The organism is Kribbella sp. NPDC055071, assembly GCF_053608045.1.
In genome coordinates this window covers 114,132-134,551 of record NZ_JBSGUS010000006.1, presented here as the reverse complement: position 1 = coordinate 134,551, position 20,420 = coordinate 114,132, and the positions used below count along the sequence as shown (strand labels likewise).

At 67.6% G+C, this 20,420-nt stretch carries 17 protein-coding genes; 7 read left to right on the top strand and 10 right to left on the bottom strand.

Features of this window, described 5'->3' with window-relative positions; genetic code table 11:
• Window positions 1-13: 13 nt before the first annotated feature.
• From thrC to ACWF4Z_RS12655, 5 genes are all read left to right on the top strand, one after another.
• Window positions 14-1,276: a threonine synthase gene (gene thrC / locus ACWF4Z_RS12675; RefSeq protein ID WP_452243136.1), complete on the top strand. Its 1,263-nt coding sequence runs from the start codon at window positions 14-16 to the stop codon at window positions 1,274-1,276.
• On the top strand, window positions 1,273-1,548 hold the full coding sequence (locus tag ACWF4Z_RS12670) for a ubiquitin-like small modifier protein 1 (protein WP_452243135.1): 276 nt from the start codon (window positions 1,273-1,275) through the stop codon (window positions 1,546-1,548). The genes thrC and ACWF4Z_RS12670 overlap by 4 nt, the downstream gene beginning before the upstream one ends.
• A gap of 56 nt (window positions 1,549-1,604) precedes the next feature.
• Window positions 1,605-1,985 (top strand): VOC family protein, encoded by a 381-nt coding sequence (locus ACWF4Z_RS12665; RefSeq protein ID WP_452243134.1) that lies wholly within the window; start codon window positions 1,605-1,607, stop codon window positions 1,983-1,985.
• Between the two features lie 4 nt (window positions 1,986-1,989).
• Window positions 1,990-2,997 carry a zinc-dependent alcohol dehydrogenase family protein gene (locus ACWF4Z_RS12660; RefSeq protein WP_452243133.1) on the top strand — a complete coding sequence of 336 codons (1,008 nt, stop codon included), beginning with the start codon at window positions 1,990-1,992 and terminating at the stop codon, window positions 2,995-2,997.
• A gap of 310 nt (window positions 2,998-3,307) precedes the next feature.
• A complete protein-coding gene (locus ACWF4Z_RS12655) occupies window positions 3,308-5,374 on the top strand; it encodes a DUF6351 family protein (RefSeq protein WP_452243132.1) in 2,067 nt (688 codons plus the stop codon).
• 75 nt (window positions 5,375-5,449) lie between these two features.
• On the opposite strand, the gene ACWF4Z_RS12650 is transcribed toward ACWF4Z_RS12655, so the two are convergent.
• From ACWF4Z_RS12650 to ACWF4Z_RS12640, 3 genes are all read right to left on the bottom strand, one after another.
• Window positions 5,450-6,673, bottom strand: coding sequence for a hypothetical protein (locus tag ACWF4Z_RS12650; protein ID WP_452243131.1), 1,224 nt, complete (start codon window positions 6,671-6,673; stop codon window positions 5,450-5,452).
• A gap of 222 nt (window positions 6,674-6,895) precedes the next feature.
• Complete coding sequence (locus ACWF4Z_RS12645) at window positions 6,896-7,846, bottom strand: dihydrodipicolinate synthase family protein (RefSeq protein ID WP_452243130.1); 951 nt, start codon at window positions 7,844-7,846, stop codon at window positions 6,896-6,898.
• Between the two features lie 8 nt (window positions 7,847-7,854).
• The gene (locus ACWF4Z_RS12640) at window positions 7,855-8,994 is read right to left on the bottom strand and encodes a mandelate racemase/muconate lactonizing enzyme family protein (RefSeq protein ID WP_452243129.1); all 1,140 of its coding nucleotides are present in this window, start codon (window positions 8,992-8,994) and stop codon (window positions 7,855-7,857) included.
• A 95-nt stretch (window positions 8,995-9,089) separates the two neighbouring features.
• Between ACWF4Z_RS12640 and ACWF4Z_RS12635 the strand changes: the two genes are divergently transcribed.
• Both ACWF4Z_RS12635 and uvrA read left to right on the top strand, forming a co-directional pair.
• Window positions 9,090-10,052, top strand: a complete 963-nt coding sequence (locus tag ACWF4Z_RS12635) for an LLM class flavin-dependent oxidoreductase (protein WP_452243128.1) — start codon at window positions 9,090-9,092, stop codon at window positions 10,050-10,052.
• Window positions 10,053-10,188: 136 nt separating this feature from the next.
• Window positions 10,189-12,639 carry an excinuclease ABC subunit UvrA gene (uvrA, locus tag ACWF4Z_RS12630; protein ID WP_452243127.1) on the top strand — a complete coding sequence of 817 codons (2,451 nt, stop codon included), beginning with the start codon at window positions 10,189-10,191 and terminating at the stop codon, window positions 12,637-12,639.
• A 47-nt stretch (window positions 12,640-12,686) separates the two neighbouring features.
• Here the strand turns inward: uvrA and ACWF4Z_RS12625 are convergent, their stop codons facing one another.
• From ACWF4Z_RS12625 to ACWF4Z_RS12595, 7 genes are all read right to left on the bottom strand, one after another.
• Window positions 12,687-13,559 (bottom strand): carbohydrate ABC transporter permease, encoded by an 873-nt coding sequence (locus ACWF4Z_RS12625; protein WP_452243126.1) that lies wholly within the window; start codon window positions 13,557-13,559, stop codon window positions 12,687-12,689.
• Entirely contained in the window at window positions 13,559-14,485 is a 927-nt protein-coding gene (locus ACWF4Z_RS12620; protein WP_452243125.1) for a carbohydrate ABC transporter permease, read from the bottom strand. The genes ACWF4Z_RS12625 and ACWF4Z_RS12620 overlap by 1 nt, the downstream gene beginning before the upstream one ends.
• Window positions 14,482-15,741, bottom strand: a complete 1,260-nt coding sequence (locus ACWF4Z_RS12615) for an ABC transporter substrate-binding protein (RefSeq protein WP_452243124.1) — start codon at window positions 15,739-15,741, stop codon at window positions 14,482-14,484. The genes ACWF4Z_RS12620 and ACWF4Z_RS12615 overlap by 4 nt, the downstream gene beginning before the upstream one ends.
• Before the next feature lie 91 nt (window positions 15,742-15,832).
• Complete coding sequence (locus ACWF4Z_RS12610; RefSeq protein WP_452243123.1) at window positions 15,833-17,845, bottom strand: hypothetical protein; 2,013 nt, start codon at window positions 17,843-17,845, stop codon at window positions 15,833-15,835.
• 125 nt (window positions 17,846-17,970) lie between these two features.
• A complete protein-coding gene (locus tag ACWF4Z_RS12605) occupies window positions 17,971-18,561 on the bottom strand; it encodes a hypothetical protein (protein ID WP_452243122.1) in 591 nt (196 codons plus the stop codon).
• Window positions 18,558-19,718, bottom strand: a complete 1,161-nt coding sequence (locus tag ACWF4Z_RS12600; protein ID WP_452243121.1) for an L-histidine N(alpha)-methyltransferase — start codon at window positions 19,716-19,718, stop codon at window positions 18,558-18,560. The genes ACWF4Z_RS12605 and ACWF4Z_RS12600 overlap by 4 nt, the downstream gene beginning before the upstream one ends.
• An 84-nt stretch (window positions 19,719-19,802) precedes the next feature.
• On the bottom strand, window positions 19,803-20,003 hold the full coding sequence (locus ACWF4Z_RS12595) for a cold-shock protein (protein ID WP_452243120.1): 201 nt from the start codon (window positions 20,001-20,003) through the stop codon (window positions 19,803-19,805).
• Window positions 20,004-20,420 lie beyond the last annotated feature (417 nt).

Below are 20,420 nucleotides of genomic sequence, written 5' to 3'. Positions count from 1 at the left end.
GGGAAACTCCGTCATGAGCCTCAGCACCGCAACGCACACCATCCGTGAAGGTGCCTTCGGCAACGGTACGCACCTGAGCTGTCGCGCCTGTGGAGCGAAGTCGCCGCTCGGTCCGTTCTACGCCTGTATGGAGTGCTTCGGTCCACTCGAGGTCGGGTACGAGTACCCGACCATCACGCGTGAGCAGATCGAAGCCGGCCCCAAGAACATCTGGCGCTACCAACCGCTGCTGCCCGTCCCCGTCGACGTGGCCAGCTTCCCGAACACCGAGCCCGGCTACACCCGGCTCGTCGACGCGCAGAACCTCGCCCGCGAGCTCGGCCTGCGCAAGCTGTGGGTGAAGGACGACTCCGGCAACCCGACCCACTCCTTCAAGGACCGGGTCGTGGCGAGCGCGTTGAGCGCCACCCGCGAGCTCGGCCTGAAGGTCTTCGCCTGCCCCTCCACCGGCAACCTGGCCAACGCCGTCGCCGCGGCCGCCGCCCGGGCCGGTATCCGCTCGGTCGTCTTCATCCCTCACGACCTCGAGCGCCCGAAGGTGATCACGACTGCCGTATACGGCGGGACGCTGGTCGCGGTCGAGGGTAACTACGACGACGTGAACAAGCTGGCCTCCGAGATCGCCGGTGAGGAGGAGGGCTGGGCGTTCGTCAACGTCAACGTCCGGCCGTACTACTCCGAAGGCTCCAAGACCCTCGCCTTCGAGATCGCCGAGCAGCTCGGCTGGCGGATCCCGCAGCAGCTGGTGATCCCGGTCGCGTCCGGTTCGCAGCTGACCAAGATCGACAAGGGCTTCACCGAGCTGGGCAAACTCGGCCTGGTCGACGCCACCGACTACAAGGTGTACGGCGCTCAGGCGACCGGTTGCTCGCCCGTCGCCCAGGCGTTCCGCGACGGGTACGACGTCGTCAAGCCGGTGAAGCCGGACACGATCGCGAAGTCGCTCGCCATCGGCAACCCGGCGGACGGACCCTATGTCCTCGACGTGGCTCGCCGTACCGGCGGTGCGATCGAGGACGTCAGCGACGAGGAAGTCATCGAGGGCATCCAGTTGCTGGCCCGGACCGAAGGCATCTTCGGCGAGACCGCGGGCGGGGTGACCGTCGCGACCCTGAAGAAGCTGATCGCGACCGGACAGCTCGACCCGGACGCCGAGACCGTCATCATCAACTCCGGTGACGGCCTGAAGACCCTCGACGCCGTGGCCGACCGGGTCGGCCCGAAGGTGACCATCCCCGCGTCGTACGACGCCTTCGTGAAGGCAGGCCTGCAGTGAGTGTGAGTGTTCGCGTCCCGACCATCCTGCGCCCGTACACCAAGGGTGTCTCCGAGGTCTCCGCCGAGGGCTCGACGCTGAGTGAGGTGCTCGACTCGCTGGACACGTCGTACCCGGGGATCAAGAGCCGGGTGCTGGACGAGGCGGGTGAGCTGCGCCGGTTCGTGAACGTGTACGTCGACGATGACGACGTACGGTTCGCCGACGGGCTGGGGACCGCGATCAAGGACGGCGGTCAGGTCTCGATCATCCCGGCGGTTGCAGGCGGCTGAAATTCGTGATGGTTCCGGGCGTGGAACGTCCGGAACCATCGTTATCGTCGGTCGGTATGGCGACCAAATGGACGATCGGCCGTGACGCCGCGGACCCACAACCGCTCGCGAGATTCTGGGCCGCAGCGCTCGGTTATGTGCTGGAGCCCGGGTTCGACGGGCCGGACCGGGCGTCGATCATCGACCCCGACGACGAGCTGCCGGCGATCGGGTTCGCTCGGGTGCCCGAGCCGAAGACGGCGAAAAACCGGCTGCACATCGACATCCGGGTGGCCGGGCCCGGCCTACGGACCGAGGCCTCCGGGGAGCGGATGCGCTCGAAGGCTGCGGAGCTGGTCGGGTTGGGCGCTGTGCAGGTGCGTGAGGAGTTCTACGGGGATCAGCTCGGTCACATCGTGATGCTCGACCCCGAGGGGAACGAGTTCTGCGTAGGCTGACGCAGTGCGCGCAGTGGTGATCGAGAGGTACGGCGTACTTCCCGTCGTACAGGAGGTTCCAGACCCCGAGCCGGCCGAGGGTTCCGTCGTACTGAAGGTCGAGGCGACCGGATTGTGTCGTAGCGACTGGCACGGGTGGATGGGTCACGATGCGGACATCGTGTTGCCGCATGTGCCGGGGCACGAGCTGGCCGGGACGATTGCCGCCGTCGGCGCGCGTGTGCGCGGGTGGTCGGTCGGGGACCGGGTCACGACGCCGTTCATCTGCGCGTGTGGCGTGTGCGAGCAGTGCCGCGAAGGCAATCAGCAGGTCTGCCCGAACCAGGAGCAGCCTGGGTTCACGTATTGGGGCTCGTTCGCCGAGTACGTCGCCGTACCGTATGCGGAGGTGAACCTGGTCCGGCTGCCGGACGAGCTGGACTTTGCCACTGCGGCGGGTCTGGGGTGCCGATTCGCGACGTCGTTCCGGGCGATCCGCCAAATCGGTCGTGTCGTCGCCGGTGAAACCGTCGCCATCTTCGGCTGCGGCGGCGTCGGCCTCTCCGCGGTCATGATCGCCGCCGCGTCGGGTGCTCGCGTCGTTGCCATCGACACCAATCCGGCTGCGTTGTCACTCGCGAGTGCGTACGGCGCTTCCCACACCTTGCAAGCCTCGTCCACCACGGTCGACGACCTCCGCGCCCTGGGTGGAGCCCACGTCACCATGGACGCACTCGGCTCGAGCGACCTGATCCAACAAGCCCTCCTCTCCCTCCGCCCCCGCGGCCGCCACCTCCAGGTCGGCCTCCTCCCAGGCGGCGTCCAGCTAGACCTGAGCCGCCTCATCGCCCAAGAACTCCAATGGCTGGGCAGCCACGGCATGCCCGCCCACGCCTACCCCGAAATGCTCACCCTAGTTGCCCAAGGCAACCTAAAGCCCGCCGCGCTGATCACCCGCACCATCACCCTCGCCGAAGCCCCTGCCGCCCTGGCCGACAACACCCAACCCGGCATCACCATCATCACCCCGTAGCGCACCCGCCTCCGCGACCCCGCCCCTACCCACCGCACCCGCCGCCGCGACCCCGCCCCACGGACTCGCCGCCGCAGGCGTCGTAGCGCCGACTTTGTGCACCAGGTCCGCACGGACCGGGCGTGAAAGTACGGATTTGGTGCACAAAGTCGGGTTGGTGGACGGCGGGTGCCCGCGGGAGGGACGAGGCGGGTCGGTCGCGCGCGTGGTGGGCGGGGCGTAGGAGCCTCCGGTTTGGCGCGCGGGGGGTTGGAGGTCGGTCTCCATGTGGAGGTGGTGGAGACTGGGAGCGATTACTACCGTGCGGGGCGTGAGTAAATCCTGGTGGGCTGCGTTGGTGGCGTTGGGTTTGGTGGTTGCGGCGCCTGGGTCGGCGGTGGCGACTGAAGACGGGGCGCCGGTGTCGATCTCGGTGGTCTCGAATACGAGGGCTGAGTTTGTCAGTGGTGGGGACGTGTTGGTGCGGCTCAGCCGGCCGGCGACCGTCCGGGCCAACGGGCGTGATGTCAGTTCGGGGTTCGTCGAGCAGCCGGACGGGACGTTTCTTGGTCTGGTGAAGGGGCTGCGGAACGGCGAGAACGTGTTGACCGCCGCAGGTTCGTCGCTCCGGGTCAGGAACTATCCGTTGTCCGGGCCGGTGTTCTCCGGACCACAGCAGGTCCCGTTCTACTGTGAGACAACGAAGTTCGGCCTGGCGCCCGCCGTACAGCCGTTGTGCGAGGCGCCGACCAAGGTGACGTATCAGTACAAGTCGACGACCGGCAAGTTCGTACCGCTCGCCGACCCCGCGACCCGACCCGCCGACCTCGCCACGGCGACAGTCGACGGGCGCGTCGTCCCGTACGTCGTCCGCGTAGAGACCGGCACGATCGACCGCGCGGTCTACCAGACGGCGGCCTTGTACGACGGGACCGATCCCTCGCCCGTGAAGCCGCAGCAGAGCTGGAACAACAAGCTCGTGTACACGTTCGGCGGCGGCTGCAACGCCGGCTACCACCAGGGCAGCCAGACCGGGAACGTCCTGAACGACCTGTTCCTCTCCCAGGGATACGCGGTCGCATCGTCGACGCTGAACGTGCCCGAGATCAACTGCAGCATCGTCATCTCCGGCGAGGCCGCGATGATGGTCAAGGAGCACTTCATCGAGACGTACGGCCCGGTGCGGTACACGATCGGCTGGGGCGGTTCCGGCGGAAGCGTCAACCAGCACGACATCGCCGACGGCTACCCGGGCATCCTCGACGGCATCATCCCCGGCGTCTCCTTCCCAGACATGCTGACGGCGTTCACCGAGGCGGCCGACTGCAGCGTGCTCAACAAGGCCTTCGCGACAACCCCGTTGACCGAAGCGCAGAAGACCGCGGTCACCGGATTCGTCAGCAGTAGCCCCTGCGTTTCGTGGCAGGCCGGCTTCGGTCCCAAGATGACCCCGACCGGCAGCTGCGACCGCAGCCCGAACTCACCGATCCCGCCCACCGCGCTCTACGACCCGGTCACCAACCCCGGCGGCATCAAGTGCATGTCGTCGGATCAATGGGCCAATCAGCTCGGACGTGACCCGAAGACCGGCTTCGTCCGCAGTACAAGGGACAACGTCGGCATCCAGTACGGACTCAAGGCACTGCAGTCCGGCACCATCACGCCCACCCAGTTCGCGGACCTCAACGCGAGTGTCGGCGGCGTCGACGAGGCCGGCAACCTGGTCGCCGACCGCGCGGTGGCCGACCCCAAGGCCTTGAAGATCGCGTACGCCGACAACCTCTCGGCCAGCGGGGGAATGGGCCTCGCCTCGACCCCGATCATCGACCAGCGCACGTACGCCGACAAAGCCGGCTTCGGCATCGATATCCATACGTCGGAGCTGTCGTGGATCACGCGGGACCGGTTGCTGAAGGCAAACGGCACGGCGGCCAACCAGGTCATCATCATGTCCTCGCTGGACCCGGCGCAGTCGGCGGCCGCCGCTCGCTACGAGCTCGACGCAATGGATCGCTGGCTGGCCGCAATCACCGGCGACACTTCCCGGCGTAGTGCGCAGCAGAAGGTCATCGCCAACAAGCCGGCCGACCTGAGCGACGGCTGCTATCTGTCCGCAACCCAGCGGATCAACGAGAAGCTGACCTACCCGCCGACCGGCCAGTGCGGAACGGCGTACCAGGTCGCGGCCAACCCGAGGCTCGTTGCCGAGGAAGGTCTCAGCCTGACCACGCTGAAGTGCGCGCTGAAACCGCTGAATCTGCGGGACTACCCAGGTACCTTCACCGCCGCGGACAAGGCCAAGCTTCGCCAAGCTTTCCCGACCGGCGTCTGTGACTACAGCCGTCCCGGCATCGGCCAGCGCCCGCCGGCCGGCACCTGGATCAACTACTCGCGCTGAACAAAGGTGGAACAGAATGGCTGAACGCGGAACGGAATGGCTGAAGGCAGCTGAAACCGGACACGTAACAGGACGCTAGAGGCGGATGAGATAGACCGTCGGTGGACGGCCCGTCCGACCGTGTTGCTGAGTGCCTGTCGGGGCGGCCAGACCGGCCCGTTCCAGGCGCTTCAGCACTCGGCGGGCCGTGCGCAGCTGAACGGCCAAGTGGTCCGCAACGTCTTGAGTGGTGAGGCCGTCGGGCAGAGTGGCCGTCAGTTCGCGCATCCGAGCCAGGGTCTGCGTATTGAGGCCGACCCGGCGGGCCAGCAGCGGCAGGCTCTCCGGGCCGCGGTTGGTGACCGGGTGATCGCCGCTCGGCTCGATCACGATCTCCACGTCGTCCGACATCGAGACAACCCCGGCGACCGAGCCGATCGACTCCGCCCGGCTAACGGCCCGGCGGGCGAGAGCTTCTGCCTCCGCCGCCGTACGTCCAACACCGAAACCGACGTACGCCGTGCTGTGCCGCGCCGCGAGGTGGTCGAGTAAGGGCATGCGCGTGAACTGCTCGGTCGCCTGCTCGAGCAGGCCGCGGGTGGTGACGACCAGGTGCCGCCCGTCCGGCAGCGCGGCCAGACTGCCGCCGAGGGTGATCAGATCGCCGGCCAGCGCCTCGTCCGGCTCGGGGAGCGCGATCACGCCGAGCGCGACCTGTGCGTCACCGACGTGCTGCCCGGTGGTCGTCAGCACCAGGGCCTGCAGGGTCGACCGGATCGAGTACCGCGACGGCGCCAGCCGGACCGAGGGCATCTCGTTCTCGAGCAGGTGGAAGGCCGAGCCGAGACAGCTGATCGCGACCTTGGTGTCGTGCTTGTCCCGCGCGGTCCGGTGGAACGCGACGATGTCGTCCGATGTCAGTCCGGGCCGGTAGGGGAGGACGTGGATCTGATCGGTCGGCAGCTTCGCCTCGATCATCGTCTCGAGTACCTCGTTGCGCCGGAGTGTATCGATAGAGAACTGGGTCACGTTGTGGCCGAGGCGGAGTAGCTCGACCAGCGCGCGTAGCAGCGTGGCACCGTCGTACGAGACGTACATCGCGGGGCGGTTGATCACGCCGGCCTCGGTGGCGATCGTGTACGGCACGACGCCGGTGAAGAGGAGGGCGTCGACGTCCTCGTGGGCCTGCTTGACCAGCTCGACCGCCTCGGTCTCGTGCCGGTACGGCAGCGCGAGCAGCGTCGCGCCGCTCGGCGGGCCGAGCAGGATCACGCGCTGCACCAGGTCCTCCGGGCCGACGACGCCGACCGTCAGGCTCATCAGGCCACCGCGCCCTTGCCTGGGCTGATCTGCACGGCACTCCTTAGTGACTTCTGGTCGGGCCCTCAATTGGCAGAATAGCGCAGGGAACGAGTTACCCCTTGACGTTCGCGCTCGCCTCTTTTAGTTTCGGTCAAGACCGCAATTACCGCCAGCCCTGAGGCGGACGCGACGGCGTCGGTGTGGTGGAGCGATGGAGGGAGCGCGCCACCTCACTGCCCGTCAGCTGTTGAGGTCCTCGAGGCAGCGGATGACCAGGTCGCGCTCGGCCGCGGGCAGGTCTGGGCCATAGACGTCGTACGCCGCCTCTTCCGGCAGGAGCCCTTCCCACACTGCGGCCCAGAGCATGCGCTGCACGTAGCCCTCGATCGGTGCGTAGAAAGTGGCCGCAGCGAACCGGTCCAGCCGCTCAGAGGCAGTCAGAAAGCCAGTGTGGTCTCCCGACGTCCAGGCACTCAATACGGCGGCCGACAACGGGACCTGTGCGGCAGCAATCCCCACTAGGGCCGTGTCCGCGCCCCACATGAATGAAGGCCCGTACATCCGGTCCTCACCGGTGATCAGCAGCTTCCCGGTGCCACGTCCGGCCCAGATCGCGTCCTGGCATCCGATGGCTCGGTCCAGCGTCGCTGTCTTCACTCCGAGCATGGACGGCAGCGCGAGCAGGTCGCGGATCAGCTCTGGCGGGTACGGATACCCACCCGCCTCGCCGTGGAGGTAGAAGCCGACCAGTGGCAGTCCGCTCTCCGCTGCGACCCGCTCGTGCAGCTCCACCGCCTGTGCGTGCCCGTCCGGCAGCCCGCCGAGCGCAGCGAGCGGATAGACCATGACCGCATCCGCACCGCCCTGAGCGGCCTGCAGTGCCATCGCCACGGTCGCATCCGCCGCCTCTTGGAGCGAGTGCGCCTCAGCTGCCCGCGGTACGCCGACTCCCGCGATGATCGGGACGTCCGTGGCCTGCCTCCACGCTGCGAGCACTTTGGACCGGTCAGCAGCGGACAGGTAGAGCCCACGGCCGGTGTGAGCCCACACCGCGAGTCCGCCGATGGACTCTGCCGCGAGGGCACCGGCGTACGCGGACAGAGCGTCGTACGCGACTACGCCGTCGGCGTCCATCGGTGTGGCGACCGCGGGGATGAGAGTGCCGCGGAGTTGCTCGACCAATGCGTGCATGGGACCTCTCAGACGTCGTGACCCAGACCTGGTCGCTTCGGTACGTCGATCCAGCCGTTGCAGTCGGCGAACACACTGGGCGCCAGCGGGTCCTCATCGACCATCAGCGGCCCGACGAAGTCGCCCGCAACGGTCGCGCCCGGTACGGCGGCGGCGAGGTGGACCGCGGCCAGCGTGGCCACTCCCAGCTCCGGCATCGAGCCTACCTTCACGGCGAGCCCGGCCGCCTCGGCAACATTCGCGATCTGGAGTGCGCGGTGCAGTCCGCCGACCTTGAGGATCTTGATGTTCAGTACGTCGGCCGCGCCACGCCGAGCGATCTCCATCGCGTCATGCAGCGAGTGCATGCTCTCGTCGACCATGAGTCGTACGTCGAGCCGGTCACGCAGGCGCACGAACCCGTCCAGGTCCCAGCGGGGTAGGGGCTGCTCCAGCAGGTCCAGGCCGGCTTCGGTCATCTTGGCGAGGTACGGGAGCGCTGTGGTTGCGTCGTACCCCTCGTTGGCGTCCAGGCAGAGCTCTGCGTCCGCTGGGATCGCCGCACGGACCGCACGGACCAGCTCGAGGTCCTTGGCCGGCTCCTGGCCGCCCTTGACCTTCAGATGCCGGAAACCTCGGTCTGCGTACTCAGCGGCCTCGGCAGCCATCTCGTCGAGCGTGCCGAGCCCGACGACCCACGTGGTCTGCACACGTTCCCTGACGCTGCCACCGAGCAGGGCGTGGACCGGCCAGCCGCTGATGCGCCCAGCCAGGTCGTACAGCGCGATGTCCAGCCCGGACTTGGCCACGTGCTGCCCGCGGAGGACGGTGTCCATCAGAACATGGGCACCGGCCCGGTCGAGGGGATCACGCCCGATCAGCGCCGGTGCGAGGTGCTCTTCGATCGCTGCGGTGACTCCGGCCAGTGTCTCGCCGGTGTACGCCGTCATCGGGGACGTCTCGCCGATACCGACCGCACCGTCGGCTGTGTGGATCTCGACGACCAGGCTGACCAGCTCGGTGCTGATGCCGCTGCTGATCTGGAACGGGCGGCGGTAGCGCGCGCTGACCACGCGGGTCTTGATCGCGCTGATCCGGCTCGATGCGAGGGCGGGTCCGGTCTGTTGTGGCCCGGTCGGCAACCCGACCGGATGCGATGCAACACTCAATTCCGGCTCCTAGGGTCGCATTCTGATCGGAAAGCATTTACGGTCAAGACCGTAAATACCGCGAGCGCTCTCTGTCAACGGAAGGTGGCACCCCGATGCGGTTGGGTCTCTATCTGAACCTCTACGGCACCGCGGACGAGCCCCCGCGCCTGGCCGATGCGGTCGAGCAGGCGCGCCTCGCGGAGCAGGCAGGATTCGAGTGGATCGTGCTCGGTGAGCGGCACCTGCACCGGCCCGGGTACCACGAGATCCTGACGTCGCTGACCTGGCTGGCAGCCCACACCGAGCGGATCGGGATCGCGACCGCGGGGATCGTGGCTCCGCTGTACGACCCCGTCGTACTGGCTGAAACGCTCGCGCACATCGACGTACTCTCCGGCGGGCGGCTGACGGCCGGCTTCGTGCTCGGGTACCGGCCGGAGGAGTTCGCGCTGTACGGCGTGACGCAGGCCGAGCGCGTCGCGCGCTTCGAGGAGTGCCTGACGATCCTGACCCGGTTGTGGACCTCGGACTCGGTCACGTACGACGGGAAGTTCACGAGCATCGCGGATGCGTTCCTGTCGCCGCGTCCGGTGCAGAACCCACGTCCCCGGCTGTGGAACGGCGGCCGGGTCTCGGCAATGCTCGAGCGGACCGCACGGATGTGCGACGGCTGGACCACGTCGTTCAACGAACTGGACGCCGACCTACCGGCCAAAATCGCCGAGTACCACTCGTACCCCCGCGGCGAAGGCACGCTAGGCGCCGAGGTCATCATCTGCCGCGAAGGCTTCTGCGCGCCCACGTCCCAGGCGGCGCGTCAAATCCTCGAGGATCCCCTCCGCGACCTGTACGACGCCTACACCGGCTGGAAACGCACCTCCGCCGACGCCAGCCGCTACACCCAAGGCTGGGACGACATAGCCGCCCGCAGCGTCATCGGCTCCCCCACCGAATGCGCCGACCGCATCGCCCACTACGAGTCCCTAGGCGCCGACGGCCTAATCCTGAGAATCCAACCCCCCGGCCTCTCCCAATCCGACACCCTCCACGCCATAGAAGCCTTCGGAAACCTCTAACCCCCGAGCCGATGGTCGGCTACCGCCGCCCGACCTGTCGGCTACCGCCGACGCACGCGCCGCCGTGCGAGCCGGTAGGTAGCAGGAAGTTTGTCCCGGGATGCTCCTCCACGCGCGTGGAGGGTCAAGATGGGTCGTGACCTATGACCCGAGCGACACCTTCGTGCACGTGCGGGGCGCGAGCGAGAACAACCTGCGCGACGTCGACGTCGACATCCCGCGCGACGCCATGGTCGCCTTCACCGGGATCTCCGGATCCGGCAAATCCTCGCTCGCGTTCGGCACCCTGTACGCCGAGGCGCAGCGGCGCTACTTCGAGTCGGTCGCGCCGTACGCTCGTCGGCTGCTTCAGCAGGTAGGTGCGCCTCATGTGCAGGAGATCACCGGACTTCCGCCGGCCGTGGCCCTTCAGCAGCGGCGTGGTGCGGCCAGTTCACGGTCGACGGTCGGCACGATCACGACGCTGTCGAACCTGCTCCGGATGCTCTACTCACGAGCGGGGACCTACCCGCCTGGTGCCGCGCACCTGGCCGCCGAAGCATTCTCGCCGAACACCGCCGCCGGCGCTTGTCCGCGCTGCCATGGGCTGGGCGTCGTACACGACGTGGCCGAGGATCTCCTCGTCCCGGACCCGTCGCTGAGCATCCGCGAGGGCGCGATCGCGGCCTGGCCAGGTGCGTGGCAGGGTGCCAACCTCCGCAGCATCGTGAGTGGTCTCGACATCGACATCGACAAGCCGTGGAGCAGGCTGCGGAAGAAGGACCGGAACTGGCTGCTCTACACCGACGAGCAGCCATCGGTGCTGATCAAGCCAGAGCGTGACCGTGTCGACTACGGCTACTACGGGAAGTTCTGGAGCGCCCGCAAGCACGTCATGCACGTGCTTTCCGACTCCAAGAGCGAGCGGATGCGCGAACGGGCGCTGCGGTTCGTGCGGAGCGTGCCCTGTCCTGAGTGTCACGGCAGCGGACTGCGGCCGGAGGCGCTCGCGGTCACCGTTGCCGGGTACTCCATCGCCGAGGTCAACGCGATGTCGTTCGCCGAAGTGGTCGCTGTCCTGCGGCCCGTCGCCGAGCTGCCCGAGGAGACCAACGAGGTAGCGGTGCGGATCAGCGCCGACCTGGTCGCGCGCATCGAGGTGCTGCTCGACCTCGGCCTGGGCTACCTCAGCCTCGGGCGCTCCTCGACGACTCTGTCGCCCGGCGAGGCACAGCGCCTGCGCATCGCGACTCAACTGCGGTCCGGCCTGTTCGGGGTCGTCTACGTGCTGGACGAGCCCTCGGCCGGCCTGCACCCGGCCGATGCCGAGCCGCTGCTGGACGTTCTGGCCCGGCTCAAGGCGGCGGGCAACTCGCTCTTCGTGGTCGAGCACGACATGGACGTCGTACGACGCGCGGACTGGGTCATCGATATCGGGCCGGGTGCGGGGGAGGCTGGCGGCCGGGTGCTCTACAGCGGCCCGGTGGCCGGCCTGGAGGACGTCGAGGAGTCCGCCACGAGCGACTACTTGTTCGGGCGCGCCGAGCCTCTTGACCACAGCCCGCGGGCACCGCACGGCCACCTCCATCTGCGTGGCGTCTCCCGCCACAATCTCACCGACGTCTCGGTCGACATCCCGCTCTGCGTGCTGACGGCGGTCACCGGCGTCTCCGGGTCGGGGAAGTCGACGCTGGTCACCCAAGTACTCGCCGAGCTCGTGCGCTGCCATCTGGGCCTGGCACCCGAGGATCCCGACCAGGCCGACCTCGAGATCGATGTGGAGGACGCGTCGGGACTCGAGTCGTTCGACCGTCTCGTCCTGGTCGACCAGCGCCCCATCGGGCGTACGCCGCGGTCCAACCTCGCGACGTACACGGGGATGTTCGACGCGGTGCGCAAGCTGTATGCAGCCACGGACGAGGCGAAGGCCCGCGGCTATGGCGCCGGCCGGTTCTCGTTCAACGTCGCCGAGGGCCGGTGCGAGACCTGCCAGGGCGAAGGATTCGTGGCCGTCGAGCTGCTGTTCCTGCCGGGAACCTACGCGGCGTGCCCGACCTGTCATGGCTCCCGCTACAACGCCGAAACGCTGGAGGTGACCTACCAGGGCAAGACCGTCGCCGGCGTACTGGCGATGACGGTCGACGACGCGGCGAAGTTCCTCGCGGACGTTCCCGCCGCCGCCCGGAGTCTCGAGACGCTGCGCGAGGTGGGGCTGGGGTACTTGCGGCTGGGCCAACCCGCGACGGAACTCAGCGGCGGTGAGGCGCAGCGCATCAAGCTGGCCACCGAACTGCAGCGCGCTCGCCGCGGTCACGCGCTGTACCTGCTCGACGAACCGACCGCGGGCCTCCACCCTGCCGACATCGCCCTGCTGCTGCGACAACTGCACCTGCTCGTCGAGGCAGGCAACACCGTCGTCCTCGTCGAGCACGACCTCGACACGATCGCCACCGCCGACTGGGTCATCGACCTCGGTCCGGGCGGTGGCGATGCGGGGGGACGGGTGGTCGCCATCGGCACCCCCGCCGACGTCGCCTCGGCGGAGGGCAGTGCTACCGCGCCGTACCTTGCGCGCCGGCTGGCCCATCAACCACAAGCAGACTCATGAGCCAGATCCCGAGCATCATCAGCGACTGCGTAGCACGCGGGGGAGAACTACGCTTTCAGGCCGGACATGGCGATGCTGTCGGTCAGGTAGCGCTGGAGTAGGCCGAAGACCAGGAGGCTGGGGACTACCGTGATGGTGGCTCCGGCCATGATGTGGTTGATGGGGACGGCTTGGGTTTGGAGGGTGGCCAGGCCGACGGTGAGGGTTTGCATGGTGCCTGATTGGCCGATGACCAGGGGCCAGAGGAAGTCGTTCCAGTGCCAGAGGAAGACGAAGATCCCCAGGGTGGCCAGGACGGGGCGGATCAGGGGCATGACGATCGTGGTGAAGATGCGCCACTCGCCGGCGCCGTCGATCTGCGCGGCTTCGAAGAGTTCGTCGGGGAGTTGGCTGATGAACTGGCGCATCAGGAAGACGGCCTGGGAGTTCGCCAGGGTGGGCACGATCAGGCCCCAGTAGCTGTCGACCCAGTCGAGGCGGGCGACCAGGATGTACGACGGGATCAGGGTCGCCTGGAACGGGACCATCAGCGTGGCCAGGAAGGCCCAGAACATGAGCTCCCGGCCGGGGAACTTCTTCTTCGCGAACGCATACCCGGCCATCGACGAGAAGAGCAGGACGCAGACGACCGAGACGAGCGAGTAGATCAGCGAGTTGACGGTCCACCGGGGGATGTCCGAACTGGACAGGACGGCCTTGAAGTTCTCGAGGGTGAAATGCGCGGGGTTCAGGGCGCGGGGGAACGTCTGGCCGCTCGGCGGCGCGAAGGCGACCAGCACCATCGCCGCGAACGGGACGATGGTGACGATCGCGGTCAGCGTGAGCAACGTCGGCAGCGTCAGCCGGGCGACCGGGCGCCGGCCGACGGGGCGGGTGTCGCGGGACTCCTCGACGGGTGGGCGTTCGAGTACGTTCACCATCAGTCGTCCCTCCCGACGAGCCGGCGCTGGACGAGCGAGACGATCAGCACGATCAGGAACAGGACCAGGCCGATCGCACTGGCGTAGCCGAAGTCGAAGTACTTGAAAGCGCTGTCGTACAGGAAGTAGACGAGCGAGTAGCTGGAGTGGACCGGGCCACCGCCGGTCATCACGTACACCGCGTCGAAGACCTGGAACGCGCCGATGGTCTCGATCACCAGCACGAAGAACAGGATCGGGCGCAGCTGCGGCAGCGTCACGTACCGGAATCGCTGCCACGTGCTCGCGCCGTCGATCATCGCGGCCTCGAGGTACGACTTCGGGACCGCCTGCAGGCCCGCGAGCAGGATCAGCATCGAGTAGCCGAACCCTTTCCACGCCGAGGTCACCGCGATCGACGGAAGCACCGAGCCGGACTGGCCGAGGAAGTCGATCGGGCCGATACCGACGATCCCGAGGATTGAGTTGAGCAGGCCGTCCTGGACGTCGTAGATCCACTTCCAGATCACCGCGGCCAGCACGATGCTGGTCACGTACGGCAGGAAGAACACCCCGCGGAAGAAGCCGCGTTTCCAGACGACCTGATGCAGGAGTACGGCGGTGCCGAGCGACAGCAGGACCGTGAGCGGGACGAAGATCACCGTGTACGTGAGCGTGACGAGCAACGTCTCGTGGAACAGGCTGTCCGAGAACAGCCGCTTGTAGTTGTCCAAGGCAATGAACGACCACTGGCCACTGAGCCGGTAGTCGGTCAGGCTCAGCAAGAATGCCCCGACCACCGGAACCACCCGGAACACCAGGAACAACACCAGCATCGGCGCGACGAACAACAGCCCCACCCACGGTCGCCGCAGCGACCGTGAGCGGGTCCGAACCGGAGAGCCGGCCGCAGCGTCAACCGCAGTGGCCGGTTCGGGATCGGTCAACGTTGTCTCGACAACAGGTCGTTGGCCTGCTTGGCGGCGTCGTCCAGGGCCTGCTGCGGCTGCTTCTTACCGGTCAGGACAGCCTGGATCTCGGTGCTCAGGAGGCCCATCACCTGGCGGGCCGAGGGGTTCGCCTCGCCGGCGTAGCAGTACTGGAGTGCGTCCGCGAACTTCGCCGCGTTCGGGTCCCCAGTGGGAGGCTTGGTGTCGGCGAGCGGGGTGAAGTAGCCCGATGCCTTGCTCAGACCCTCGAGCTGAGCGGGCTGGACCATGAAGGAGAGGAACTTCTTGGCCTCGTCCTTGTTGCTCGAGGCCGCGTTGAGGACGAGGCCACCGGGGATGCCGTACCCGACCTGCTTCTTACCGGTCAGCGGCGTACCGAGCTCGACGTTGTCCTTGCCCCAGGACGTGGCCACGGTTGCCGCGTCGGCCGGCGTGCTGGTGATCGCCATCGCCACCTGGCCCTTGCCCAGTGGCTGGTCGGCGATCTTGTTGACGTTCGTCAGGCCGCTCTTCGGGATCGCGCCCTCGTCCCACAGCGACTTCAGGAAAGTCAGCGCCTCCAGCCCCGGCGCCTGGTTGAAGGTGACCGACTTACCGTCGTCGGCGAAGACCTTGCCGCCGGCCTGCCACAGCAGCGGGTAGAAGTTCAGGTTCAGCGTCGCTTCGGGTGAGGCCGAGTAGTCCAGCGTGGAGAAACCGGCAGCCTTGATCTTCGGTACGGCGGCCTTGATCTCGTCCCACGTCTCCGGCGGCTTGGTGATGCCGGCCTTGGTCAGGATCGTCTTGTTGTACATCGTCGTGCTGACGGTGTTGTAGATCGGCGCCCCGTAGATCTTGCCCTGCACGGTCAGGCCGGGCACCGCACCGGGCAGGAACTTGTCCTTCAACGGCGAGATCACGTCGTCGATCGGTTCCAGCGAGCCGTTGACGACGTACTGCGGGATCTGGTCCGGGATCATCAGCAGGACGTCGGGAGCCTTCTTGCCGGCGAACGCGGCCGCGATCTTCTGGTCCCGCGCGTCCCAGACCTGGGCCTCGACCTTCAGGTCGATGCCGGAGTTGGCCGCCTCGAAGTCGGTCTCGACCTTCTTCCAGTACGCGTCGTTGGTCGCCTGGTCGGCGATCACCGGGTACATCCAGAGCGTGACGGTCTTCTTGGCGTCGGGCGAGTCCGAACCGGAGCACGAGCTCAGTGCCGCGGCCAGTACGAGCGCCGTGAGTGGTGCCGCGATGCGGCGGACAGTAGATCTCATTGCCACCCCCAGGGTGTCCGGAAGTCAGGGCCGGAAAGTAGGAGACCGAATAACGGTCAGGACCGAAAGTAGCTGTGGTGAATTTCGGCTGTCAACGGCTGATATCAACTCGGAACAGCGTGGAACCGCTGGAGAACAGCAGTTGGTGATCTCCCCGGACGCCGAGCCGCCGGTGCGGATGCGCAACGAACAAGGTCGGGACGTCCCCGCGTCCCGGCCCGATCCGGTAGATCTTGTTCTGGTCGATGCTCACGTACACGGCCTCCCGGGTCGCGACGATGTCTCCGCTGGACGTGGTCGTCCCGAGCGTGAACGACTTGACCACCTTGCCGCACCCCGGGTCCATCGCGACCACGGTCTTGCCCGCCACGCCCCACACCAGCCCGTCCGGGCCGATGGTGACGGACGAGACCGTGGCCGCCCCGGGCACCGGGACGGTTTCCCAGAGTTTCCGGGACCTCTTCACGTCCCAGGCGAAGACGGTGCCCGCCGTCCGGGTGGGCGGGGTGGTGGTGAGCCCGCCGGCGATCGACGTACCGCCGTACACGATGCCGCGGCGCGCGGTCAGGCCGAAAACGCTCTCGTCCTGGACGACGTTGCGGTACTTCTGCGCTACCCCGGTCTTCGGGTCGTAGATGACCAGCGCACCGCCGAGCCGGTCGCCGTCGGGCACGGTGCCGACCGCGATCTTGCCGTCGACTTCGACCAGCGCGCGGGCCCGGGTCTGGAACAGGTCCGGCTTGAGGTTGAGCGCCTGGACCGGGTTGTCAGGCGTGCCGGGCGGTCCCGGCGAGTATTCCGGACTGCTCCAGGGCTTTGTGGGGTCGTAGCCGTACAGGCGGGCTTCCGGGTAGGCGCCGACCCAGACCATGCCGTTCGAGGCTTCCATCAGCGCCTCGACCTGCGAGAACCGGTTGAAGGTGGCTGCGCCGGTGTTCGGGTCGACCACGGCGACGCCGCCGTTCAGGAAGCCACCGGCGTAGATCTTGTCCTTACCGCCTGCCACGGACAGGATCTCGATCGGCTCCCGGCGTACCTGGGTCGGGAAGATCTCGGACTTGCCGGTCTGCGGGTTGTACCGGAACTCGTCGCCGCGCCAGAGCGTGCCGACGACGCTCGTGCCCGGGTAGTCGGGCAGGCCGAGGTCGGCGTACCCGATCGCGCGCGCGTTCTGGATCCGGCCGGTGAAGGTGAGGCCGGTCCCGGTCAGCGTCTTGGTCGTCGGGTCGTACCTCTTCAGCTCACTCGACTGGATCAGGTACAGCGAGCCGTCCGCGCCGATCGGGGAGATGTCCAGACCGTGCGTGTTCGGGATGTCGTCGACCCAGGTGCGGGAGGCGATGTCCCAGACGTACAGCGGTCCCGGGGCCGAGGTGCCGATCCGGACGTAGACGCGGCCGCCACGGGTGTTCAGGTCGTAGACGGTCTTGCCGGTCGGGTCGAGTCCGGGTGGCGAGGGGAGCTCGGTGATCGCGCCCGAGGTCACGTCGAGCTCCATCACGTGCGCGTCCGGGAGAGAGCCGGTGTAGATCTTGCCGTTCGCGTAATCCAGGCTCTTGACGTACGGCTGCCCGGCCCTGACCTGGCCGTAGTCGCGGACGGCGCCGGTCTTGTCGTCGTACCGGAAGACCTTGCCGTTCGGGAAGGTGCCGCCGTACACGTTGCCCTGGTCGTCGGTGGTGATCCGCCAGATGAACGACTCGGTCGCGATCGGCCGGCCGAGGTCCTCGACCGTACCGCCCGGGCGCAGGCGGTAGAGGTGGCCGTTGTTGTAGGTGCCGACGTAGATCGTGCCGTCCGGGGTCGCGGCCACCGCGTAGCTGCCGTCGGCGCCGGGCAGCGCTTGGGACAGCAGGCTGGCGCCGGTGACGGGATCGATAGCGCTCAGGTACGCCGGAGTCCCGGTCGACACGTTCCAGATCGCCGTCTTGCCGTTCGGGCCCGGTGCGACCGTGCCGCCGATCAGTAGTACGTCGGACAACGGCGTACCGAGGGAGACGACGGTGGCTGTGGGTGGGTGGTGTCGAGTGGCCTCGGCCGGCGCGGAGGTGCTGACGAGAACGGCAGCGAGCACTACCGCGACGAGCGAGCGGGCAGATCTCACAGGCGCCTCCCGGTGCCGTATTTACGGTCCTGTCCGAAAGTGAAGCCCTGACCGGCTGGCGAAGTCAATCGCTCGGCAAGATTTGCCGGTACTGGCAACGAAAGCGTTAGTTACGGCCTCAGCCGTTAAGCAACGGGGAGTCGGGCGAGCAGAGTGTCGAGCGTCGCCCGGGTCGCGGCGAAGTAGCTGTTCTCGCGATGCAGGGCCCGGTGGAACGCGGCCAGCTCGGCCGCCGAGATCGTGTTCGAGAACGTGCTGATCTCGGTCAGGTCGAGGCGCCGGTTGAACAGGTGCACGGTGTCGCGCCAGCGGTGCAGCAGGCCGACCAGCTCGGCGTCGCGATGCAGCCCGAGCGCGCCGGAGACCAGCGCGAGGTCGACCGCCGACACGACCAGCCGCGGGTACACCTGCCGCGTGGTCGGCGCGTTCGGCGAGAACCGGTCGTCGTACAGGAGCTTGGTGTTCTCCTGCAGCTCGTCCCGGACCGCGCGCAGCACCTCGGTACGGCGTTCTGCCTCGGCCGTCAGCCGTTCGACGAAGATGCCGGTCAGGCCCGCGACCAGCGTGAGCGAGTTGACCGCCGGCTCCCAACGGGCGTTGCCGGGCGAGATGAACCAGATCACGCCCAGCACGAACGCCAGCGCGAGCAGCCCGTAGCTGATCGCGGTGACAATGGATCTCCGGTACGCCGTCCAGCGCGCGACGGCTGGGATCATCTCGGGTTGGACCAGAGGTCGTCGGCGATGGAGTTGGCTTCGATGTTCTCCGCCGTACCGGGCGCGAGCAGCAGCAGGTCGAGGCCGAACGGACTCGGCCGCCGGGTGTGCCGGAACCCGGAGTGCGCGTGCTCGATCGGGGTCAGGTCGCACGCCTCGGTGAGCTTCTTCAGCCGCTCGTTGGAGAACTTGCGGGTGGTGTAGAGCAGGATCGTGTCCTCCGGCTCGAGCACCACCTCGGTGTGGTCCGGCAAGCCCATCAGGATCGGCGCGCCGGTGTTGTTCTGCCAGACGATCTTGACCCGCAGGGCGTCGTCGTTCTCGATCTCGCCGCGGAAGTCGATGCGCTCGTTGTCGATGGCCAGATCGGTGTTGTAGCGCAGGGCGCTGGTGACGAACTCGGCGAACGCCCGCGTCTGGTGGTACTCGTCGGCGGCGGCCTTCGCCGCTTCCTGGTCCAGGCGACTCGTGGTCGCGACCTCGAGCAGCAGCCGGTCCTGCGGGCGCAGGACCTGGGTCAGCGTGCTGAGGAGCTCCTCGTCGCTCTCGAAGTTGGCCAGCGTGTTCCCGGTCAGGGTGAACAGGATCGGGTCGGCGCCGACCAGCCGGGCCAGCATCTGGCCGAGCTCCTTCATGTTGTCGGTCAGCGAGAAGTCGAGCTGCACCGGCAGCACTTGCGGCATCGGGAACTGGGCGCCACGGACCGGCTCCAGCGTCCCCAGCCGGAGCATCTCCGAGCTCATGTCGACCGGGAGGTAATACATGTCCGGGTTGTTCCGGTGCAGGTCGCCGAGGATGGTGCGGTCCTTGACGCCGGTGCCGACGCCGAGGCTGACCAGGTGATAGCCGCCGTGGGCAACGTGCGGCAGGACCTTGCGCCAGTGCCGCAGGAAGGACTCCGCGCCGGCCTTCATGACCAGGTAGAACGGATCGTTGGTGGCGTTCGCCCAGGCGATCGTCGGGCCGATACCCCAATAGGAGAAGCCCGAGGCGATCTGCTTGCCGTCGCCGGTCTTCGAGAACGGTCCGCGCAGGTCGCCGGTCAGCGTGGCCAGCTTGTCGGTCTGGTCCTCGCCGGTGAGAATCAACGACCACGCGAAGTCGTCGTCGGCCAGCGCTCGCTCGAGCTTGCGGATCACAGGTACCGGCTCTGTCACTCTCCACCCCTCACACCGTGAGACGTCAGGTTACCGGTTGACGACCGTTCGGTGCAGGGCCGAAACTCCGACCCGTGCGTCGGGTCAGACCGCGGTGACGGCGTCGGCCTCCCGGCCCTTCGGCCCGTCGACGATCTGGAACTCGACCTGCTGGCCGTCCTCCAGCGTCTTGTAGCCGTCGGAGACGATCTTGCTCCAGTGGACGAAGACGTCGTCCTCGCCGTCGGCGGCCAGAAAGCCGTAGCCCTTGTCGGCGTTGAACCACTTCACGGTGCCGCGCACCATCAGAACTCCTCGAGCACGGGACCCGCTCTACCCGGACCCCTCGGGTACTCGCCCACCGACCGAAGCCGGCGGGCGGTCCACAAGCTTAGGGCATCCTGCCGGCGGCAGCGATGCGATCAGTGCGAACGCGCGCCAGCCGGGCAACAAGATGCCACCGGCAACGAAGCCGAGGCGGCGCCCGGACCTCAGCCACTCATCAATCGCGGTCCCGGGGCCGGCCCGGCGAGATTCCGAGCGCTGGGTAGGTCTTCACCGGCGTGGTTGGTCAGTGGTGCAGGTCCGCGACGCCAGATTCCTGACTCCATCTCGCGGTGCTGGGATGGTTTGCAGGAAGCTGGTTGCCAGCGGTCTGGTCACAGGTGGCCCGCGGAAATGACTGGCACGATCGCAGCCCGGAGACCGCGACACCACAGTCCC